This window comes from Klebsiella sp. K-3 (assembly GCF_051207495.1).
Taxonomy (GTDB): domain Bacteria; phylum Pseudomonadota; class Gammaproteobacteria; order Enterobacterales; family Enterobacteriaceae; genus Klebsiella; species Klebsiella aerogenes.
Genome location: NZ_JBPNXF010000004.1, coordinates 258,377 through 277,158, shown reverse-complemented (window position 1 = coordinate 277,158; position 18,782 = coordinate 258,377). Strand labels below are relative to the sequence as shown.

12 protein-coding genes are annotated in these 18,782 nt (G+C 56.5%); 7 read left to right on the top strand and 5 right to left on the bottom strand.

Annotated features, from left to right (window positions below):
* Positions 1-37 precede the first annotated feature (37 nt).
* Complete coding sequence (gene rcsC, locus ACSEMK_RS08235; RefSeq protein WP_430914759.1) at positions 38-2,890, bottom strand: two-component system sensor histidine kinase RcsC; 2,853 nt, start codon at positions 2,888-2,890, stop codon at positions 38-40.
* Between the two features lie 131 nt (positions 2,891-3,021).
* Positions 3,022-5,655 carry a DNA topoisomerase (ATP-hydrolyzing) subunit A gene (gene gyrA / locus ACSEMK_RS08230; RefSeq protein WP_045391405.1) on the bottom strand — a complete coding sequence of 878 codons (2,634 nt, stop codon included), beginning with the start codon at positions 5,653-5,655 and terminating at the stop codon, positions 3,022-3,024.
* Positions 5,656-5,801: 146 nt separating this feature from the next.
* Here gyrA and ubiG point away from each other — a divergent pair, with 146 nt between their 5' ends.
* The 4 genes from ubiG to yfaE all read left to right on the top strand — a co-directional run bounded on the left by ubiG (position 5,802) and on the right by yfaE (position 10,647).
* Positions 5,802-6,530 (top strand): bifunctional 2-polyprenyl-6-hydroxyphenol methylase/3-demethylubiquinol 3-O-methyltransferase UbiG, encoded by a 729-nt coding sequence (gene ubiG / locus ACSEMK_RS08225; protein ID WP_045391407.1) that lies wholly within the window; start codon positions 5,802-5,804, stop codon positions 6,528-6,530.
* A 346-nt stretch (positions 6,531-6,876) separates the two neighbouring features.
* Positions 6,877-9,162 carry a class 1a ribonucleoside-diphosphate reductase subunit alpha gene (gene nrdA / locus ACSEMK_RS08220; protein ID WP_015365619.1) on the top strand — a complete coding sequence of 762 codons (2,286 nt, stop codon included), beginning with the start codon at positions 6,877-6,879 and terminating at the stop codon, positions 9,160-9,162.
* A gap of 100 nt (positions 9,163-9,262) precedes the next feature.
* Entirely contained in the window at positions 9,263-10,393 is a 1,131-nt protein-coding gene (gene nrdB / locus ACSEMK_RS08215; RefSeq protein ID WP_015365618.1) for a class Ia ribonucleoside-diphosphate reductase subunit beta, read from the top strand.
* Positions 10,393-10,647: a class I ribonucleotide reductase maintenance protein YfaE gene (yfaE, locus tag ACSEMK_RS08210; RefSeq protein ID WP_015365617.1), complete on the top strand. Its 255-nt coding sequence runs from the start codon at positions 10,393-10,395 to the stop codon at positions 10,645-10,647. The genes nrdB and yfaE overlap by 1 nt, the downstream gene beginning before the upstream one ends.
* Positions 10,648-10,742: 95 nt before the next feature.
* Here yfaE and glpQ read toward each other — a convergent pair whose 3' ends face one another.
* Positions 10,743-11,810, bottom strand: a complete 1,068-nt coding sequence (glpQ, locus tag ACSEMK_RS08205; protein ID WP_430914758.1) for a glycerophosphodiester phosphodiesterase — start codon at positions 11,808-11,810, stop codon at positions 10,743-10,745.
* A 9-nt stretch (positions 11,811-11,819) separates the two neighbouring features.
* Positions 11,820-13,166 carry a glycerol-3-phosphate transporter gene (gene glpT / locus ACSEMK_RS08200; RefSeq protein ID WP_047066187.1) on the bottom strand — a complete coding sequence of 449 codons (1,347 nt, stop codon included), beginning with the start codon at positions 13,164-13,166 and terminating at the stop codon, positions 11,820-11,822.
* A gap of 270 nt (positions 13,167-13,436) precedes the next feature.
* On the opposite strand from glpT, the gene glpA reads away from it, so the two are divergent.
* From glpA to glpC, 3 genes are read left to right on the top strand one after another with little or no spacing between them, the layout of a single operon-like run.
* Entirely contained in the window at positions 13,437-15,059 is a 1,623-nt protein-coding gene (gene glpA, locus ACSEMK_RS08195; protein WP_308958263.1) for an anaerobic glycerol-3-phosphate dehydrogenase subunit A, read from the top strand.
* The gene (glpB, locus tag ACSEMK_RS08190; protein WP_316424271.1) at positions 15,049-16,308 is read left to right on the top strand and encodes a glycerol-3-phosphate dehydrogenase subunit GlpB; all 1,260 of its coding nucleotides are present in this window, start codon (positions 15,049-15,051) and stop codon (positions 16,306-16,308) included. Before glpA ends, glpB begins: the two co-directional genes overlap by 11 nt.
* A complete protein-coding gene (gene glpC / locus ACSEMK_RS08185; RefSeq protein ID WP_316424272.1) occupies positions 16,305-17,492 on the top strand; it encodes an anaerobic glycerol-3-phosphate dehydrogenase subunit GlpC in 1,188 nt (395 codons plus the stop codon). The genes glpB and glpC overlap by 4 nt, the downstream gene beginning before the upstream one ends.
* 1 nt (position 17,493) lies before the next feature.
* On the opposite strand, the gene ACSEMK_RS08180 is transcribed toward glpC, so the two are convergent.
* The gene (locus ACSEMK_RS08180) at positions 17,494-18,693 is read right to left on the bottom strand and encodes a nicotinamide mononucleotide deamidase-related protein YfaY (protein ID WP_316424273.1); all 1,200 of its coding nucleotides are present in this window, start codon (positions 18,691-18,693) and stop codon (positions 17,494-17,496) included.
* Between the last annotated feature and the right edge of the window lie 89 nt (positions 18,694-18,782).

Sequence of the window (18,782 nt, the reverse complement as noted above, 5' to 3'; positions counted from 1 at the left end):
GCGCTCCGGGGAGATCTCAACGCCATGGAGTGCGACTTCAGCTTGTTGTTCTGGCCTTACGTACCTGTGCGGCATAGGTGGCCAGCGTGTGCTTGAGGATATCCAGCGTCACCGGTTTTGACAGACAACTATCCATTCCCGACTCCAGGCAGCGCTGCTTTTCTTCCGCCAGTGCGTTAGCCGTCACGCCAATCACCGGCAGAGTCATCTCCAGTTGCCGGATCCGCTGCGTCAAACGGTAGCCATCCATATTCGGCATGTTCACATCGCTGAGAACAATATCAATATGTTGTTTACTGAGGACGTTAAGCGCATCGACGCCATCATTGGCCGTCACGCATTGATAACCCAGTGAGCCAAGCTGGTCAGCCAACAGGCGGCGGTTAATCGGATGATCGTCGACCACCAGAATCATCATGTCGTCATTGCTGACCGTTGGCGCGTCGTGGGCCGATAGCGCCGGACCATTCTCTTCCGCCGCCAGCGCCAGATGCAGCAGGCGTCCCAGCAACGGCAGGAGCTCATGCGGCGTGGTTACGCTATGCAACCACTCCCCAGGCGCGCGCTCAACGGGGATGCCGATATGGCGACGGCAGAAGATCACCGCTGCACTTCCCGACCAACGCTCGCTAAGTTCATCATCGGTTAATAAAATATCGTCAGCGGCCGGTGTCTGGCCAGCAAATTGCCGTACCGTCAGGCCATGATATTGCAGCAGCGATTCGATAAACAGCGCCAGTGACGTGTTATGAATCGCCAGCCAGCAGGTGCTGTTGCTGTGCCGATCGGCCAACAGCGCCGGCATCTGCTGCATGCCATATAGCGGAATGCGGATGGTGAAACGGCTGCCCATGCCGGGTTCAGTTTCCACGGCAATGTCGCCATCCATCATGCTGATGAGTTTTTCACAGATAGCCAGCCCCAAGCCGGTGCCCTGGAAATTACGCTGCACCCCGGTACCGACCTGGAAGAACGGGTCGAACAGGCGCACAACTTCTTTCGCCGGGATCCCCTCTCCGGTGTCACGTACGCTAATTTGCAGATAGTCGCCGGTGCGCTGGACGTGCAACACGATACAGCCGGTATCGGTAAATTTAATGGCGTTACTCAGCAGGTTGGAGATGACCTGCTGCAGGCGCATCGGGTCGCCTATCATCGTTTGCGGAACATCCGGCTCGATGAAGCAGTACAGCCCAAGCTGCTTGCGCACCACCAGCGGTAGATAGTTCGCCGAAATATGATTCATAACCTCGCGCGGCGAAAACTCTCGTGGCTCGATTTTGAGCTGCTCAGACTCAATCTTCGAGAAGTCGAGAATATCGCTGATAATCTTCAATAGCAGGCTGGAGGAGTTATTCATCGCCGTCACCAGCCGATCGACCCCTTTCGGCAACGCTTTTGTCTGCAGCAGATCGAGGTTGCCAATAATACCGTACAGCGGCGTACGCAGCTCGTGGCTGACGGTGGCGAGGAACATCGATTTCGACTGGCTGGCCTGCTCCGCCGCCTGGGCCATCTCCTGCAGCGACTCTTCCATTTTCACTCGGGCGGAAACATCCACCAGCACACATATCGCTACGTTTTCATTACGATAGCGCGAGTGCACAAAGCTAATCTGCAGGTTGGTGTTGTTGCTGGTTAACACGTCGACGAAATTGACCTGCTGGCCGCAGATAATCTGCGTGAGCCGCTGGCGGTCTTCGTGAGTCAGCATATTCAGATAGTTATGCGCCAGTTCGTTACTCAGTATGTTAGTGCCGTCCTGAGTACGCAGAATACAGATCCCAACCGGCGCGGAGGCGACGATTTTACGGTTGAACTGCTCATGCTCTTCCAGACGCTGGGCGTCGTTTTCCGCCGGAATAAATATCCGCCGTTCATACATGCGCGCCAGCGCGAACAGGATCGCGCCGGTCAGGATATTCAATACGATAGCGTTGAGGATCAGCATCCTGATACGCTCCAGCACCTGATCGACGGAAACCGAATAGACAATACTCAGCGATGACGGCAGCAGGCTCTTTTTCAGCACCAGTTCGCGGAAACCAGAGCTATAGCCAAACCACATCCGCTCCTGCATCCAGCGGGTTTCCGGTTTAATGCTGTTATCCGGCCCGGCAAGAGAAATGAGCTGCTGGCCGTTATCATCGAGAATCGTCACGCTCATCGGCAGGCTGCCTGGCGTAAAGAAGCTCTCCATGCGGATAGTCTGCTCAACGCCGAGCATCGCCTGCAAGCGGTTGGCCATATAAATAGGCGTCAGCGCATAGAAATAGCCGACGCCCGGACGCACGCCCTGGCTAATCCAGAACAGGTTATTGCCGCGCTCGTTTTGCGGCGCATCGCGATATTGTTCGATACGCTGATGCAGCACCTTCAGCGCCTGATCGCGCTCCAGCGGCATATCGCGCAGGCCAAAATTAGCCATGCAGAGGTTGTCGCTGCCAATTAAAAAAATACGGTTCAGGTCGTAGGCGGCGGAGAAATTATCGCGCCAGTAGCGCATGAACCACGCCAGCGATTGCAGCGAATTACGCCAGGCGCCGCTCATTGCGCTGCAGTCGGAATCCGGATACAGCGGTTCAAAATTTGGGATAGTGATATTACCGCTGTTGGCAAGCGCCGCGCTGCCCTCGCTCCCGGTCGCCGCGCGGTTGCCTGCGACGTACTTCAGCTCTTTAATGACATCCGCAGTCCGCTGGATATAGCGCTGCGCCTGGTCGGCGTTAAGATTCAGCTCCTGACGAATTTCCGATTCCCGTTCATGCAGCGCGTTAACGATATAAAACACGGAGACAAAAGCAATCAGCATCCATAGCAGAACCGCCAGCGCTCTGAACAGATAACGAGAAACCTTTAAGGTCGTATGAAACGAGGCAAGATATTTCAATGGGGTAATGCTCGGTCGTCAGGGGCTCAACAGAATGGGGTTAAAGTAGCGGTAAATGGGCTTTGCCGCAATGTTAATGCAAAAAGGGCCGGGATAATACCCGGCCCTTTCAGAACATTTACCTGCGACGATTACTCTTCGTCTTCGGCGATGTCGTCGTCAGCATCGTTTTCCGGCGCGATATCATCATCGCCCTCCGCTACGCTGCCGTCGATGGCATCCAGTTCTTCGTCGTCAACCGGTTCAGCCACGCGCTGCAGGCCAACAACGTTTTCATCTTCCGCGGTACGGATCAGAATCACGCCCTGAGTATTACGACCCACGATGCTCACTTCAGAAACGCGAGTACGCACCAGGGTGCCCGCATCGGTGATCATCATGATCTGGTCGCAATCATCGACCTGCACGGCGCCGACCACTGAACCGTTACGTTCGGTGACCTTAATAGAGATAACGCCCTGCGTCGCACGTGACTTGGTCGGATACTCTGCTGCCGCAGTACGCTTGCCGTAACCGTTTTGCGTCACGGTCAGGATAGCGCCTTCGCCGCGAGGAATAATCAGCGAGACCACGCTATCTTCGCCCGCCAGCTTGATGCCGCGTACGCCGGTTGCGGTACGACCCATCGCGCGAACGGCGTCTTCTTTAAAGCGCACCACTTTACCGGCGGCGGAGAACAGCATCACTTCGTCCTGACCAGAAGTCAGATCGACGCCGATCAGTTCGTCCCCTTCGTTCAGATTGACGGCGATGATACCGGCAGAACGCGGACGGCTGAACTCGGTCAATGCCGTTTTCTTCACGGTACCGCTGGCGGTCGCCATAAAGACGTTAACGCCCTCTTCGTACTCGCGAACCGGCAGGATAGCGGTGATACGCTCGTCAGCTTCCAACGGCAGCAGGTTGACGATCGGCCGACCACGCGCGCCGCGGCTGGCTTCCGGCAGTTGATAAACCTTCATCCAGTACAAACGACCACGGCTGGAGAAGCAGAGGATCGTGTCATGGGTGTTGGCCACCAGCAGGCGGTCGATAAAGTCTTCTTCTTTAATACGCGCTGCCGATTTGCCTTTACCGCCACGACGCTGCGCTTCGTAGTCGGTTAACGGCTGATACTTCACATAACCCTGGTGCGACAGGGTCACGACAACATCTTCCTGGTTAATCAGGTCTTCGATATTGATATCGGCGCTGTTGGCGGTGATTTCGGTACGACGCGCATCGCCAAACTGTTCTTTAACCAGCTCCAGCTCTTCGCGAATAACTTCCATCAGACGATCGGCGCTACCCAGAATGTGCAGCAGCTCGGCAATCTGATCCAGCAGCTCTTTGTACTCGTCGAGCAGTTTTTCATGCTCCAGACCGGTCAGTTTCTGCAGACGCAGATCCAGAATCGCCTGGGCCTGCTGTTCGGTCAGATAGTACTGGCCGTCACGCACGCCGAACTCTGGCTCCAGCCACTCCGGACGCGCGGCGTTATCGCCGGCGCGCTCCAGCATCGCGGAGACATTGCCCAGATCCCATGAACGCGCGATTAAACCCGCTTTTGCTTCCGCCGGCGTCGGCGCGCGGCGAATCAGTTCAATGATCGGATCGATGTTAGCGAGCGCAATCGCCAGCGCTTCAAGGATATGCGCACGGTCGCGCGCTTTACGCAGTTCGAAAATAGTACGACGAGTGACAACCTCGCGGCGGTGACGAACAAACGCCGCAATGATGTCTTTCAGGTTCATGATCTTCGGCTGACCGTGGTGCAGCGCAACCATGTTGATACCGAAAGAAACCTGCAGTTGGGTCTGGGAGTAGAGGTTGTTAAGAACCACTTCACCCACCGCGTCGCGTTTCACTTCGATAACGATACGCATACCGTCTTTGTCAGATTCGTCGCGCAGCGCGCTGATGCCTTCAACGCGTTTTTCTTTCACCAGCTCGGCGATTTTCTCAATCAGGCGCGCTTTGTTCACCTGATACGGAATTTCATGCACGATAATGGTTTCACGACCGGTTTTCGCGTCAGCTTCGACTTCCGCGCGCGCGCGAATGTAAACTTTACCGCGACCGGTACGATAGGCCTCTTCAATACCGCGACGGCCGTTAATGATAGCGGCGGTCGGGAAGTCCGGGCCCGGAATGTGTTCCATCAGCCCTTCAATGCTGATGTCTTCGTTATCAACGTACGCCAGGCAGCCGTTGATCACTTCCGTCAGGTTATGCGGCGGAATGTTGGTCGCCATACCTACGGCGATACCGGAAGAACCGTTCACCAGCAGGTTAGGGATTTTTGTCGGCATGACGTCAGGGATTTTCTCCGTGCCGTCATAGTTGTCGACGAAATCAACCGTCTCTTTTTCGAGATCGGCCATCAGCTCATGAGCGATCTTCGACATACGGATTTCCGTATAACGCATCGCTGCGGCGGAGTCGCCATCGACAGAACCAAAGTTACCCTGGCCATCGACCAGCATATAACGCAAGGAGAACGGCTGCGCCATACGTACGATGGTGTCATAAACGGCGGTATCACCATGCGGGTGGTATTTACCGATTACGTCGCCAACGACACGGGCTGATTTTTTATAGGCTTTGTTCCAGTCATTGCCCAATACGTTCATGGCGTATAGTACGCGACGGTGTACCGGCTTCAGGCCATCTCGGACATCCGGCAGCGCACGGCCAACAATGACCGACATCGCATAATCCAGATACGAGCTTTTCAGCTCTTCCTCAATGTTGACCGGTGTAATTTCTCTCGCAAGGTCGCTCATCTAACCGCTATCCCTCTACTGTGTCCCGGATTCAAAGGTCGCAAATTATAACACAGCCGTCGTAATAGAGGTAAAGCAATACGGTTTATTCGTGGCAGTCTGCTGATATACTCGCAGGTCAGAACAGAAAAGGAGTAAAAGCGCCCATGAATGCCGAAAAACCGTCGGTGGCCCCCAACGTTGATCACAATGAAATCGCCAAATTTGAAGCCGTCGCCTCGCGCTGGTGGGATTTAGAAGGCGAGTTCAAACCGCTGCATCGCATCAACCCGTTGCGCCTTGGCTATATTGCCGAACGCTCCGGCGGCCTGTTCGGCAAAAAAGTGCTTGATGTCGGCTGCGGCGGCGGCATCCTCGCCGAAAGCATGGCGCGCGAAGGTGCCACGGTCACCGGTCTGGATATGGGCTTCGAGCCGCTGCAGGTCGCAAAACTGCACGCCCTGGAGAGCGGCGTTCAGGTGGAGTATGTGCAGGAGACCGTCGAAGAGCACGCGGCGAAGCACGCCCAACAGTACGACGTCGTCACCTGTATGGAGATGCTCGAGCACGTCCCTGATCCACAGTCGGTCGTGCATGCCTGCGCGCGACTGGTGAAGCCCGGCGGCCAGGTCTTCTTCTCGACCATTAACCGCAACGGCAAAGCCTGGCTGATGGCCGTGGTCGGCGCGGAATACGTGATGAAAATGGTGCCAAAAGGTACGCATGACGTGAAGAAGTTTATCAAGCCGGCGGAGCTCATCGGCTGGATCGATCAGACTTCTCTGAAAGAGCAGCACATCACCGGCCTGCATTACAATCCGCTCACCAATACCTTCAAGCTGGCGCCGGGCGTTGATGTTAACTATATGTTGCATACAACGGCGAAAAAAGCATAACGTCATACGTTTTTATGATGATGATTGCGCGGCATCAAGCTGCGCAATTTTCCCTTCCGACGAAGAAATCAGCACTCGATCAAATTTTGATTTTTTTTTCTGTTTTATTGACTTCTTCTCCAGGCCTTATACGGCGTGGACTTAGCGATTATTACGCCTGCGCAACCTCAAATTAACGTCAAAATCAACCCTTGTACTCAAAAGAATCCTTACTAAAATAACTCACCATATAGCGTTCTTTTTATCGACAACCCCCTACATATAGTATTTATCCACAGAGTTAGTCACAACGACTTGCTGTGGATAAATGGGGGGATATTTTTTCTCACGGACAGGTAAAAACCACATGAATCAGAGTCTGCTGGTGACAAAGCGCGACGGTAGCACCGAGCGTATCAATCTCGACAAAATCCATCGCGTACTAGATTGGGCGGCAGAAGGACTGAATAACGTTTCGATTTCTCAGGTAGAACTGCGTTCACATATTCAGTTCTATGACGGCATCAAAACCGCCGACATCCACGAGACTATTATTAAGGCCGCAGCGGACCTGATCTCCCGCGATGCGCCGGACTACCAGTACCTCGCCGCGCGATTGGCGATTTTCCACCTGCGCAAGAAAGCGTTTGGCCAGTTTGAACCACCAGCGCTGTACACCCATGTGGTAAACATGGTCGAAAAAGGTAAATACGATCATCATCTGCTGGAAGACTACACGGAAGAAGAGTTCCAGCAGATGGACGGTTTTATCGACCACTGGCGCGATATGAACTTCTCCTATGCCGCCGTTAAGCAGCTGGAAGGTAAATACCTGGTGCAGAACCGCGTCAGCGGCGAAATCTATGAAAGCGCCCAGTTCCTCTATATTCTGGTCGCGGCTTGCCTGTTCTCTAACTATCCGCGTGAGACCCGTCTGGACTACATCAAGCGTTTCTATGACGCGGTGTCCACCTTTAAAATTTCGCTGCCGACGCCGATCATGTCCGGCGTGCGTACCCCAACTCGTCAGTTCAGCTCCTGCGTGCTGATTGAGTGCGGCGATAGCCTGGATTCGATCAACGCCACCTCCAGCGCGATTGTGAAATACGTTTCCCAACGCGCCGGTATCGGTATCAACGCCGGCCGCATTCGTGCGCTGGGTAGCCCGATCCGCGGCGGCGAAGCCTTCCACACCGGCTGCATCCCGTTCTATAAGCACTTCCAGACCGCGGTGAAATCCTGCTCGCAGGGCGGCGTTCGCGGCGGCGCGGCCACCCTCTTCTATCCGATGTGGCATCTGGAAGTCGAAAGCCTGCTAGTGTTGAAAAACAACCGCGGCACCGACGCCAACCGCGTTCGCCACATGGACTACGGCGTGCAGATCAACAAGCTGATGTACACCCGCCTGCTGAAAGGCGAGGACATCACCCTGTTCAGCCCATCCGACGTTCCTGGCCTGTACGATGCGTTCTTCGCCGATCAGGATGAGTTCGAACGTCTGTACACGAAATACGAAAAAGACGACAGCATCCGCAAACAGCGTATTAAAGCCGTTGAGCTGTTCTCGCTGATGATGCAGGAACGCGCGTCTACCGGCCGTATCTATATCCAGAACGTTGACCACTGCAACACCCACAGCCCGTTCGACCCGGTTGTCGCGCCGGTGCGCCAGTCTAACCTGTGCCTGGAAATCGCCCTCCCGACCAAACCGCTGGACGATGTGAACGACGAAAATGGCGAAATCGCGCTGTGCACGCTGTCGGCGTTCAACCTTGGCGCCATCGATAGCCTCGACGAGCTGGAAGACCTGGCGGTACTGGCGGTGCGCGCGCTGGATGCCCTGCTGGATTATCAGGATTACCCAATCCCGGCGGCCAAACGCGGCGCGATGGGTCGTCGTACGCTGGGCATCGGCGTTATCAACTTCGCTTACTATCTGGCGAAACATGGCAAGCGCTACTCCGACGGCAGCGCCAACAATCTGACGCACAAAACGTTCGAAGCCATTCAGTACTATCTGCTGAAGGCCTCCAACGAACTGGCTATCGAACAAGGCGCCTGCCCGTGGTTCAATGAAACTACCTACGCGCAGGGTATTCTGCCGATCGATACCTACAAGAAAGACCTGGATGCGATCGTGAGCGAATCTCTGCATTTCGACTGGGAGCAGCTGCGTGAATCCATCAAAACCCACGGTCTGCGTAACTCCACGCTCTCCGCGTTGATGCCGTCTGAGACCTCTTCGCAGATCTCCAACGCCACCAACGGCATCGAACCGCCGCGCGGCCACGTGAGCATCAAAGCGTCGAAAGACGGGATCCTGCGCCAGGTCGTTCCGGATTACGAAAATCTGCAGAACGCCTACGAACTGCTGTGGGAAATGCCGAATAACGACGGTTATCTGCAGCTGGTCGGCATCATGCAGAAGTTCATCGATCAGTCGATTTCCGCCAACACCAACTACGACCCGACGCGTTTCCCTTCCGGAAAAGTGCCGATGCAACAGTTGCTGAAAGACCTGCTTAACGCCTATAAATTCGGCGTGAAAACGCTGTACTATCACAACACCCGTGATGGCGCGGAAGACGCCCAGGATGACCTGGCGCCGTCAATTCAGGACGACGGCTGCGAAAGCGGCGCATGTAAGATCTAAGGTATTTTTGCCGGGTGGCGCGATGCTTACCCGGCCTACGGTTTTGTAGGCCCGGCAAACGCAGTGTTGCCGGGCGATACAATCTCAACAGGACCCACTCATGGCATACACCACTTTTTCACAGACGAAAAACAATCAACTGCTTGAGCCGATGTTTTTTGGCCAGCCGGTTAACGTGGCCCGCTACGATCAGCAAAAATATGACATCTTTGAAAAACTGATTGAAAAGCAGCTCTCCTTCTTCTGGCGCCCGGAAGAAGTCGACGTTTCGCGCGATCGCATCGACTATCAGGCGCTGCCGGAACATGAAAAGCATATTTTTATCAGCAACCTGAAATATCAGACGCTGCTCGACTCCATCCAGGGCCGTAGCCCGAACGTCGCGCTGCTGCCGCTGATTTCCATCCCGGAACTGGAAACCTGGGTGGAAACCTGGGCCTTTTCAGAGACGATCCACTCGCGTTCCTACACCCACATTATCCGCAACATCGTCAACGACCCGGCGACGGTGTTCGACGATATCGTGACCAATGAGCAGATCCAGAAACGCGCGGAAGGCATCTCTCACTATTACGATTCTTTGATCGAAATGACCAGCTACTGGCATCTGCTGGGCGAAGGCACTCACACCGTCAACGGCAAAACTGTGACCGTGAATCTGCGCGAGCTGAAAAAGAAACTGTATCTATGCCTGATGAGCGTCAACGCGCTGGAAGCGATCCGCTTCTACGTCAGTTTCGCCTGCTCCTTCGCCTTTGCCGAACGCAAGCTAATGGAAGGTAACGCCAAAATTATTCGCCTGATCGCCCGCGATGAAGCGCTGCACCTGACCGGCACTCAGCATATGCTGAACCTGCTGCGCTCCGGCAGCGACGATCCGGAAATGGCGGAAATCGCCGAAGAGTGCAAACAAGAGTGCTATGACCTGTTTGTACTGGCGGCGCAGCAGGAAAAAGAGTGGGCGGACTATCTTTTCCGCGACGGCTCGATGATCGGCCTGAACAAAGATATTCTCTGCCAGTACGTCGAGTACATCACCAATATCCGCATGCAGGCGGTGGGCCTCGATCTACCGTTCCAGACCCGCTCCAACCCGATCCCATGGATCAACACCTGGCTGGTTTCCGACAACGTTCAGGTCGCGCCGCAGGAAGTGGAAGTCAGCTCTTATCTCGTCGGCCAGATCGATTCTGAAGTCGATGCCGACGATCTGAGCAACTTCCAGCTGTAATGAAGCGGATTTTCTTGAGGATTTCTGACACTCGCCTTGAGTGTCAGGATGAACATCCTTCCCTGTTGGCCGCTCTTGAATCGCATAACATCGACGTGGAGTATCAGTGCCGCGAAGGCTATTGCGGTTCCTGCCGCACGCGTCTGGTGTCAGGCCAGGTTGACTGGTTGACAGAACCGCTGGCGTTTATCCAGCCGGGAGAAATTTTGCCCTGCTGCTGCCGGGCGAAAGGCGATATTGAGATCGAGATGTAAGTGTTGTCGATGTGTGCGGCCTGATGCCCTCACCTCGGCCCTCTCCCACAGGGAGAGGGTGAAAACATAAAAAAGGGCCTTACGGCCCTTTTGTTTTATTTCGCGTCCAGGAACTGCACTGCTTTATCCGGGAAATCGGTAAACAAGCCGTCGACGCCCGCCTGGTTATACAGCACGTCATAGAGCTGGTTAACGTTAGTGGCGTACTCCGGCAACTGATCCGCGCGCACGGTGTACGGATGCACCTGCAGATGGCTGGCGTGCGCCTCTTTTACCATCGCCGTCAGCTTCACCGTGCCCGGCTTCGAGCCTTCCGCTACCAGCATATGGTAATCCGGGCCGATACCGTCGGCGTACTGCGCAATCTGCGTCATCGCCCCCGGCTTGAACATCCAGTCATAGCTGTAGTTCACCCATTTACCATCGGCCTGTTTCTGCTGCGTTTCATTCCAGTCGGTATAGGCGATGAGCTGCACCAGATTGAGATCCATACCCATCTTCGGCTCCAGCTCATTCTTAATGCGTTTGAGCTCGTTGGCGTCAAAACACTGCAGATAAACCTTATCCTGCTTGCTAGTGTAGCCATATTCCTTCAGCACCTTCAGCGTGCTGGCGGCAATATCTTTGCCTTCCTGATGGTGGAACCACGGCGCTTTGATTTCCGGGTAGATACCGATATTTTTCCCCGTCGAATGATTCAGCCCCTGCACAAACTCAATCTCTTCTTCAAAGGTATGAATGCGGAAATCGGATTTACCCATCGGGAAACGCCCGGGATAGGTCTGCACGTTCTTACCATCTTTCGGCTCAAAACCTTCGGTGAACTTCAGCGACTTAATCTCGGCCAGGGTAAAGTCGATAGCGTAAAAACGGCCATCTTTACGCGCCCGCTGCGGGAAACGCTGCGCAACATCAGTCACCCGATCGAGATAGTGGTCATGCAACACCACCAGCCGATCGTCTTTGGTCATGACCAGGTCTTGCTCAAGGTAATCCGCCCCCTGAGCGTAAGCCATCGCTTTCGCCGGCAGGGTATGTTCCGGCAGATACCCGCTGGCGCCGCGGTGGGCGATGACAATTTTATCAGCGGCTGTCGCGCTGAAGCACAGCGCTGAACTGGCCAAAATCATTCCGCTCATTAGCGCGGTAAGTTTCATTTTCATCGCCGCTCCTTAGGCTTGTTTCAGTTGTTGATGATGACGACGCTCGCCAAGCATGACGATAATGAGCAGCAGAACCGCCAGTACGCTACCGCCAATCATCACCATGAAGCCGCCATCCCAGCCGAAGAAATCAACGGTATAGCCAACAATGGCGCTCGCGGCTACGGAACCGCCGAGATAACCGAACAGACCGGTGAAGCCCGCGGCGGTGCCGGCAGCTTTTTTCGGCGCCAGTTCCAGCGCATGCAGACCGATCAGCATCACCGGGCCGTAAATCAGGAAGCCAATGACGATCATACAGGCCATATCGACGCCCGGATTACCCGGCGGGTTCAGCCAGTAAACGACGGTGGCAATCGTCACCAGGGTCATAAAGAACACGCCGGTTGCGCCGCGGTTGCCTTTAAATACTTTGTCCGACATCCAGCCGCACAACAGGGTGCCCGGAATGCCCGCGTACTCATACAGGAAGTAGGCCCAGGAGGATTTATCCAGCGCGAAGTGTTTGACCTCTTTCAGGTAGGTCGGCGACCAGTCCAGAATGCCGTAGCGCAGCAGGTAAACGAAGACGTTAGCGATAGCGATGTACCACAGCAGTTTGTTCGGCAGAATGTACTGCATAAAGATCTGCTTCGCCGTCAGCTCTTCTTCGTGCTTTTCGCTATAGTCATCCGGATAGTCGTTTTTATACTCTTCAATCGGCGGTAGACCGCAGGACTGCGGGGTATCGCGCATCATCGCGAAGGCAAAAATTGCCAGTAGGATCGCGCCGAAAGCCGGCATATACAGCGCCGCGTGCCAGTCGTTAAACCACGCCATCCCCAGCAGGAACAGCAGCGGCGGAATACCGCCGCCGACGTTATGCGCGCAGTTCCACACTGAGACAATCCCGCCGCGCTCTTTCTGCGACCACCAGTGCACCATGGTACGACCACACGGCGGCCAGCCCATCCCCTGGAACCATCCGCAAAGGAACAGCAATACGAACATGATCATGATGCTGGAAGTCGCCCACGGCACGAAGCCCATCACCAGCATCACCAGCGCCGCCAGAATTAACCCTGCGGGCAGGAAAATGCGCGGATTCGAGCGGTCGGAGACCGATCCCATGATGAATTTCGAAAATCCGTAGGCGATGGAGATACCCGAAAGCGCGAAACCGAGGTCGCCACGAGAGAACCCCTGCTCAATCAGATAAGGCATCGCCAGCGCAAAGTTCTTACGAACCAGATAGTAAGCGGCATAACCGAAGAAGATGCCAATAAAGATCTGCCAACGTAATCGACGATATAAAGGGTCGATTTCCGCCGCCGGCAAACGCGCTTTATGCGCTGCGGGTTTAAAAATACTTAACATATCAGCCTCCGTGGCCATTGCTGTTTCACTGACATCGACGCAAAAAATCTAATTTATTCACGCACTTCTAATTAGGTCGCGATGGTAGGCAAAGCGTAGAACTAATACTGTGAAATATCGCACATTTTGTTACAGATATATGACAAAATTTTCCAATGTGAGCACAAAATCACAGAAAACGCTCGAATTGCGCGCAAATATGCTCGAAATCAAACATTCCACACTATTGGTATGGCTAAATGGTGTAAAACGAAAGTAGAGGACCGGAAGATGGCCGAGACGCAAGAATTTGATGCGCTGATTATTGGCGGCGGCGCCACCGGCGCGGGAATCGCCCGCGACTGCGCCCTGCGCGGGTTACGTGTGGCGTTGATTGAGCGGCACGATATCGCCACCGGCGCCACCGGCCGCAACCATGGTCTGTTGCACAGCGGCGCGCGCTATGCCGTTACCGATAGCGAATCCGCACGCGAATGTATCAGCGAGAATCGCATTTTACGTCGCATCGCCCGCCACTGCATTGAACCCACCAACGGGCTGTTTATCACCCTGCCTGAAGATGACATGGCCTGGCAGCAAACCTTCATCAACGCCTGTCAGCAGGCCGGTATCGATGCTAAACCGCTTACTCCCGCTGAAGCATTACGTCTGGAGCCTGCGGTGAACCCTACGTTGCTTGGCGCCGTACAGGTACCGGATGGCACCGTCGACCCGTTCCGTCTGACGGCCGCCAATATGCTCGACGCCCGCGAACACGGCGCGCAGATCCTCACCGGCTGCGAGGTTACCGGCCTGCTACGTCAGGGCGATCGTGTGTACGGCGTACAGATCTACGATCATCAACGTCGCGAAGCGCGCAGCATGCGCGCACAGGTGGTGGTCAACGCCGCCGGGATTTGGGGCCAACGCATCGCGGAATACGCCGATCTGCGCATCTCCATGTTCCCGGCAAAAGGCTCGCTGCTGATCCTCGACCATCGTATTAATAATCAGGTGATTAACCGCTGCCGCAAGCCGGCGGATGCCGATATTCTGGTGCCCGGCGATACCATCTCGCTGATTGGCACCACCTCGACGCATATTCCTTATGACGAAATTGACGATAACCGGGTGACGACGGAAGAGGTCGATACGCTGCTGCGCGAAGGGGAAAAACTGGCGCCGATCATGGGGCGCACCCGGGTGCTACGCGCTTACTCCGGCGTCCGTCCGCTGGTCGCCAGCGATGACGACCCCAGTGGGCGCAGCGTCAGCCGCGGTATTGTGCTGCTCGACCACGCCGCGCGCGACGGTATGGAAGGCTTTATCACCATCACCGGCGGTAAGTTGATGACCTACCGTCTGATGGCGGAATGGGCCAGCGACGCCGTCTGCCGCAAACTCGGCAATACTGAGCCGTGCCGCACCGCGGAGCGTCCGCTGCCGGGCTCGCAGGAAGCCACAGAAACCACGCTGAAAAAGATTATCTCGCTACCGACGCCGCTGCGCGGGTCGGCGGTCTATCGCCACGGCGACCGCACCCCGGCATGGCTCGGCGACAGCCGCCAGCACCGCAGCCTGGTCTGTGAATGTGAAGCGGTCACCGCCGGGGAAGTGCAGTACGCGGTAGAGAATCTGGCGGTGAAGAATCTGCTCGACCTGCGCCGTCGTACCCGAGTCGGTATGGGCACCTGCCAGGGGGAACTGTGCGCCTGCCGCGCCGCCGGGCTGCTACAGCGCTTCAACGTCGCCACACCGGCGCAGTCGTTAACTCAGCTGTCGGAATTTCTCAATGAACGCTGGAAAGGCGTTCAGCCCATCGCCTGGGGTGACGCGCTGCGCGAAAGTGAATTTACCCGCTGGGTCTACCTCGGCTTATGCGGACTGCAAAAGGAACATCAGGATGAAATTTGATTGCGCCATCGTCGGCGGCGGGCTGGCCGGGCTACTGTGCGGACTGGCGCTGAATCAGTACGGCCTACGCTGCGTGATAATCAGCCGCGGGCAAAGCGCGCTGCACTTTTCCTCTGCTTCATTAGACCTGCTCTCGGCGCTGCCGAACGGCGATACCGTCACTGATATCGCACAAGGTCTTCAGCAACTGGCCGTTCAGCTTCCTGAACACCCCTACTCCCGTCTCGGTGCCGACGCGGTGTTCGAATACGCCAGGCAGGCCGAAGCGCTGCTGGCCGCCTGCGGCGCGAACATGCAAGGCGAAGCGCGCCGACCGCATCTGCGGGTGACGCCGCTGGGAACGTTGCGCCCGGCGTGGCTGTCGCCCGAAGAGGTTCCGCTGGCGCCCATCGCGCAGCAGCGCGTATGCATGGTGGGGATTAGCGGTTTTGCCGATTTTCAACCGCACCTGGCCGCCGCCGCCCTCGGACAGAGCGGAGTGGACGCCTCCGCCGCGGAGATTGATTTACCGCTGCTTGATGTGCTGCGCGATAACCCTACGGAGTTCCGTGCCGCCAACATCGCCCGCGTGCTTGATGATGAAAACCTGTGGCCTGCCCTGCAGTCCGCGCTGCTGCCGCTAGCGCAAGAGTACGAACTGCTGATAATGCCCGCCTGTTTTGGGCTCGCGGATAATCGCCTCTGGCATTGGCTACAGGAACATCTGCCCTGCTCGCTGCGCCTGCTGCCGACGCTGCCGCCTTCGGTGCCGGGGATGCGCCTGCATAGCCAGCTTCAGCGTCAGTTCATCCGCACCGGTGGTACCTGGCTTGCCGGTGACGAAGTGGTGAAAATCAGCCATCAGCAGGGCGCCGTCGAGGCCGTCTGGACGCGAAATCACGGCGATATCGCGCTGCGCCCGCGCTTTACCGTGCTGGCGAGCGGAAGCTTTTTCAGTAACGGACTCGTCGCCACGCGTGATAGCGTGCGCGAACCGATCCTCGGCCTCGATCTGCAGCAAACGCTGGCGCGCGATAGCTGGTATCAGCGTGATTTCTTCGCGTCACAACCGTGGCAGCGCTTTGGTTTGAAGACGGACCCCATGCTACGCCCACACCTGCTCGGCCAGCCGCTGAGTAATCTTTTCGCTATCGGCTCGCTGCTCGGCGGTTTCGATGCCATTCAACTCGGCTGCGGCGGCGGCGTTTGCGCCGTCACCGCGCTGCATGCCGCCAGACAGATCCACACCCTTGCAGGAGGCCGGTCATGAACGATACCCGCTTTGAAAGCTGCATAAAATGCACGGTCTGTACCACCGCCTGCCCGGTGAGCCGGGTAAATCCGCGCTATCCCGGCCCGAAACAGGCGGGGCCGGACGGCGAACGTCTGCGTCTGAAAGATGGCGCGCTGTACGACGATGCGCTGAAATATTGTATTAATTGCAAACGCTGCGAGGTGGCCTGTCCGTCTGATGTGAAAATCGGCGATATTATTCAACGCGCGCGTGCGCAGTACAGCCAACAAAAACCGACTCTGCGCGATGCCATCCTCAGCCATACCGATCTGATGGGCACCCTTTCCACGCCTTTCGCGCCGCTGGTCAACGCCACTACGGGGTTAAAACCGGTGCGCCGCCTGCTCGACACCGCGCTGAAAATCGACCATCGCCGCACGCTGCCGAAATATGGCTTCGGCACCTTCCGCCGCGCTTATCGCCAGCTCGCCGCCAAACAGGCGCAGTACAGCGAGCAGGTGGCTTTCTTCCATGGCTGCTACGTCAACTATAACCACCCGCAATTGGGTAAGGATCTGATTCGCGTCGTCAACGCGCTGGGTACCGGCGTGCAGCTCTTATCGAAAGAAAAATGCTGCGGCGTCCCGCTTATCGCCAACGGCTTTTTTGACAAAGCGCGCAAGCAAGCGCACAGCAACGTCGCCGCCATGCGCGAAAACGCGTTGCCGATCATCGCCACCTCTTCAACCTGTACTTTTACCCTGCGCGATGAATATCCCCATCTCCTGGATATCGATAACAGCGATCTGCGGGATCGGGTGGAGTTAGCGACCCGCTGGATTTGGAAACAGCTCAATGCCGGCAAAACCCTTCCATTGCGCCCGCTGCCGCTGAAGGTGGTCTATCACACCCCATGTCATATGGAAAAAATGGGCTGGTCGCTATACACCCTTGAGCTTTTGCGCCAAATCCCGGGCCTACAGCTGGAAGTACTGGATTCGCAGTGCTGCGGTATCGCCGGCACCTTCGGCTTTAAGTCGGAAAACTATTTGTCGGCGCAGGCCATTGGCGCGCCATTATTTCGCCAGATTGAAGAGAGCGGCGCGGACGTAGTGATTACCGATTGCGAAACCTGCAAATGGCAGATAGAGATGTCCACCAGCAAGCGCTGCGAACATCCCATTACTCTGCTGGCGCAGGCGCTGGGGGCGCCTGCCTGAGTCAGTCGATAAACAGCGTCTCGACGACGTTAATCCAGCCATGCTCGCCGCTGACCGGCTTACCGTTGAGCCAGCGGCGCAGCATATTCAGCGCCATCATGGCGCACACTTCTTGTCGCACCGCCAGCCCATGACGATTCACGCTGAACTTAACCCGCAGCGCGTGCGTACCTTCCGGCGTCGCCAGCACAAAGTTCAGGTAATCGGCCTCCTGACCGCTGACCGACAACGCCAGTCCGGCAAAATGGTTTACGCGCCGCTCGGCGGCCCAGCGCGCCGATTGCGCTAACGTCTCCTCCTGCGCCGGCACCACTTCGCTGGCGAGAAGCGGCGCGTTCGCCCGCCTCAGCTGCAGCGCCAGCAGGCCGCTGGTGAACTGTTCGCTCAAGGTCAGGCTAAGCTGACGCTCCTGCAGGCAGCGCGCGATCTGTGCCGGTAACCCTTCCGTGCCCTCGAAGATAAGGCTCTCTCCGGCTACCTTACGCACTTCTGGCCACAGCGCCAGCATGGCATCGCGCTGCTCGGCAGGACCGGTAAGTTTTAGCTCGATAATCGGCATTGACGAGCGGTAGCCCATCACCACACCAGGGGGGAGCTGCAGGTGATTGAGGCTTTGCGCCAACTCGCTTTCCGAACGTCCGAAGGTGGTTAAACGCAGACAGACAGGCGGCGACGGAAGCGTGAAGCGCGCACGTAAGCGCGGTACGATCTCCTGCTCGACCATAACTTTGAATTCAGACGGTACGCCGGGGGTGAAAAACATCAGGCAGCGGTTGAGCTGTACGGCAAACCCGCAGGCGGTGCCCACCGGATTATTGATCATTTCGGCGCTGGCGGGGATTTCCGCCTGCTTGCGATTGCTTTCCGCCATTGGCCGACCGCGTTCGGCAAAGAATCGCGTCATCGTCTCCAGCCATTCAGCGTTGAGGACCAACCCTTCGCCTTTCGCCGTCGCGGCCGCCAGCGCGCTAAGATCGTCGCTGGTCGGCCCCAGACCGCCATTCACGATCAGCACATCCGCCTGTTCGCTGCGTTCGCGCAGAATAGCCACCAGCGCGTCGAGGTCATCGCCGACGGTATTGCGGCGCGTTAACGGTAAACCCTGATTAAAAAAGTAATCCGCCAGCCAGGCGGCATTGGTATCGACAATCTGCCCATGCAGCACTTCATCGCCGGTGGACAGCATTTCCACTTGTAGCATTATGAACTCCAGCCTGATAAGTCGAATTACTATAGCGCAAAGGCGCGGGCTGGCGACGAAGAAATTTGGCGCGGCGGATGGCCGCGCCG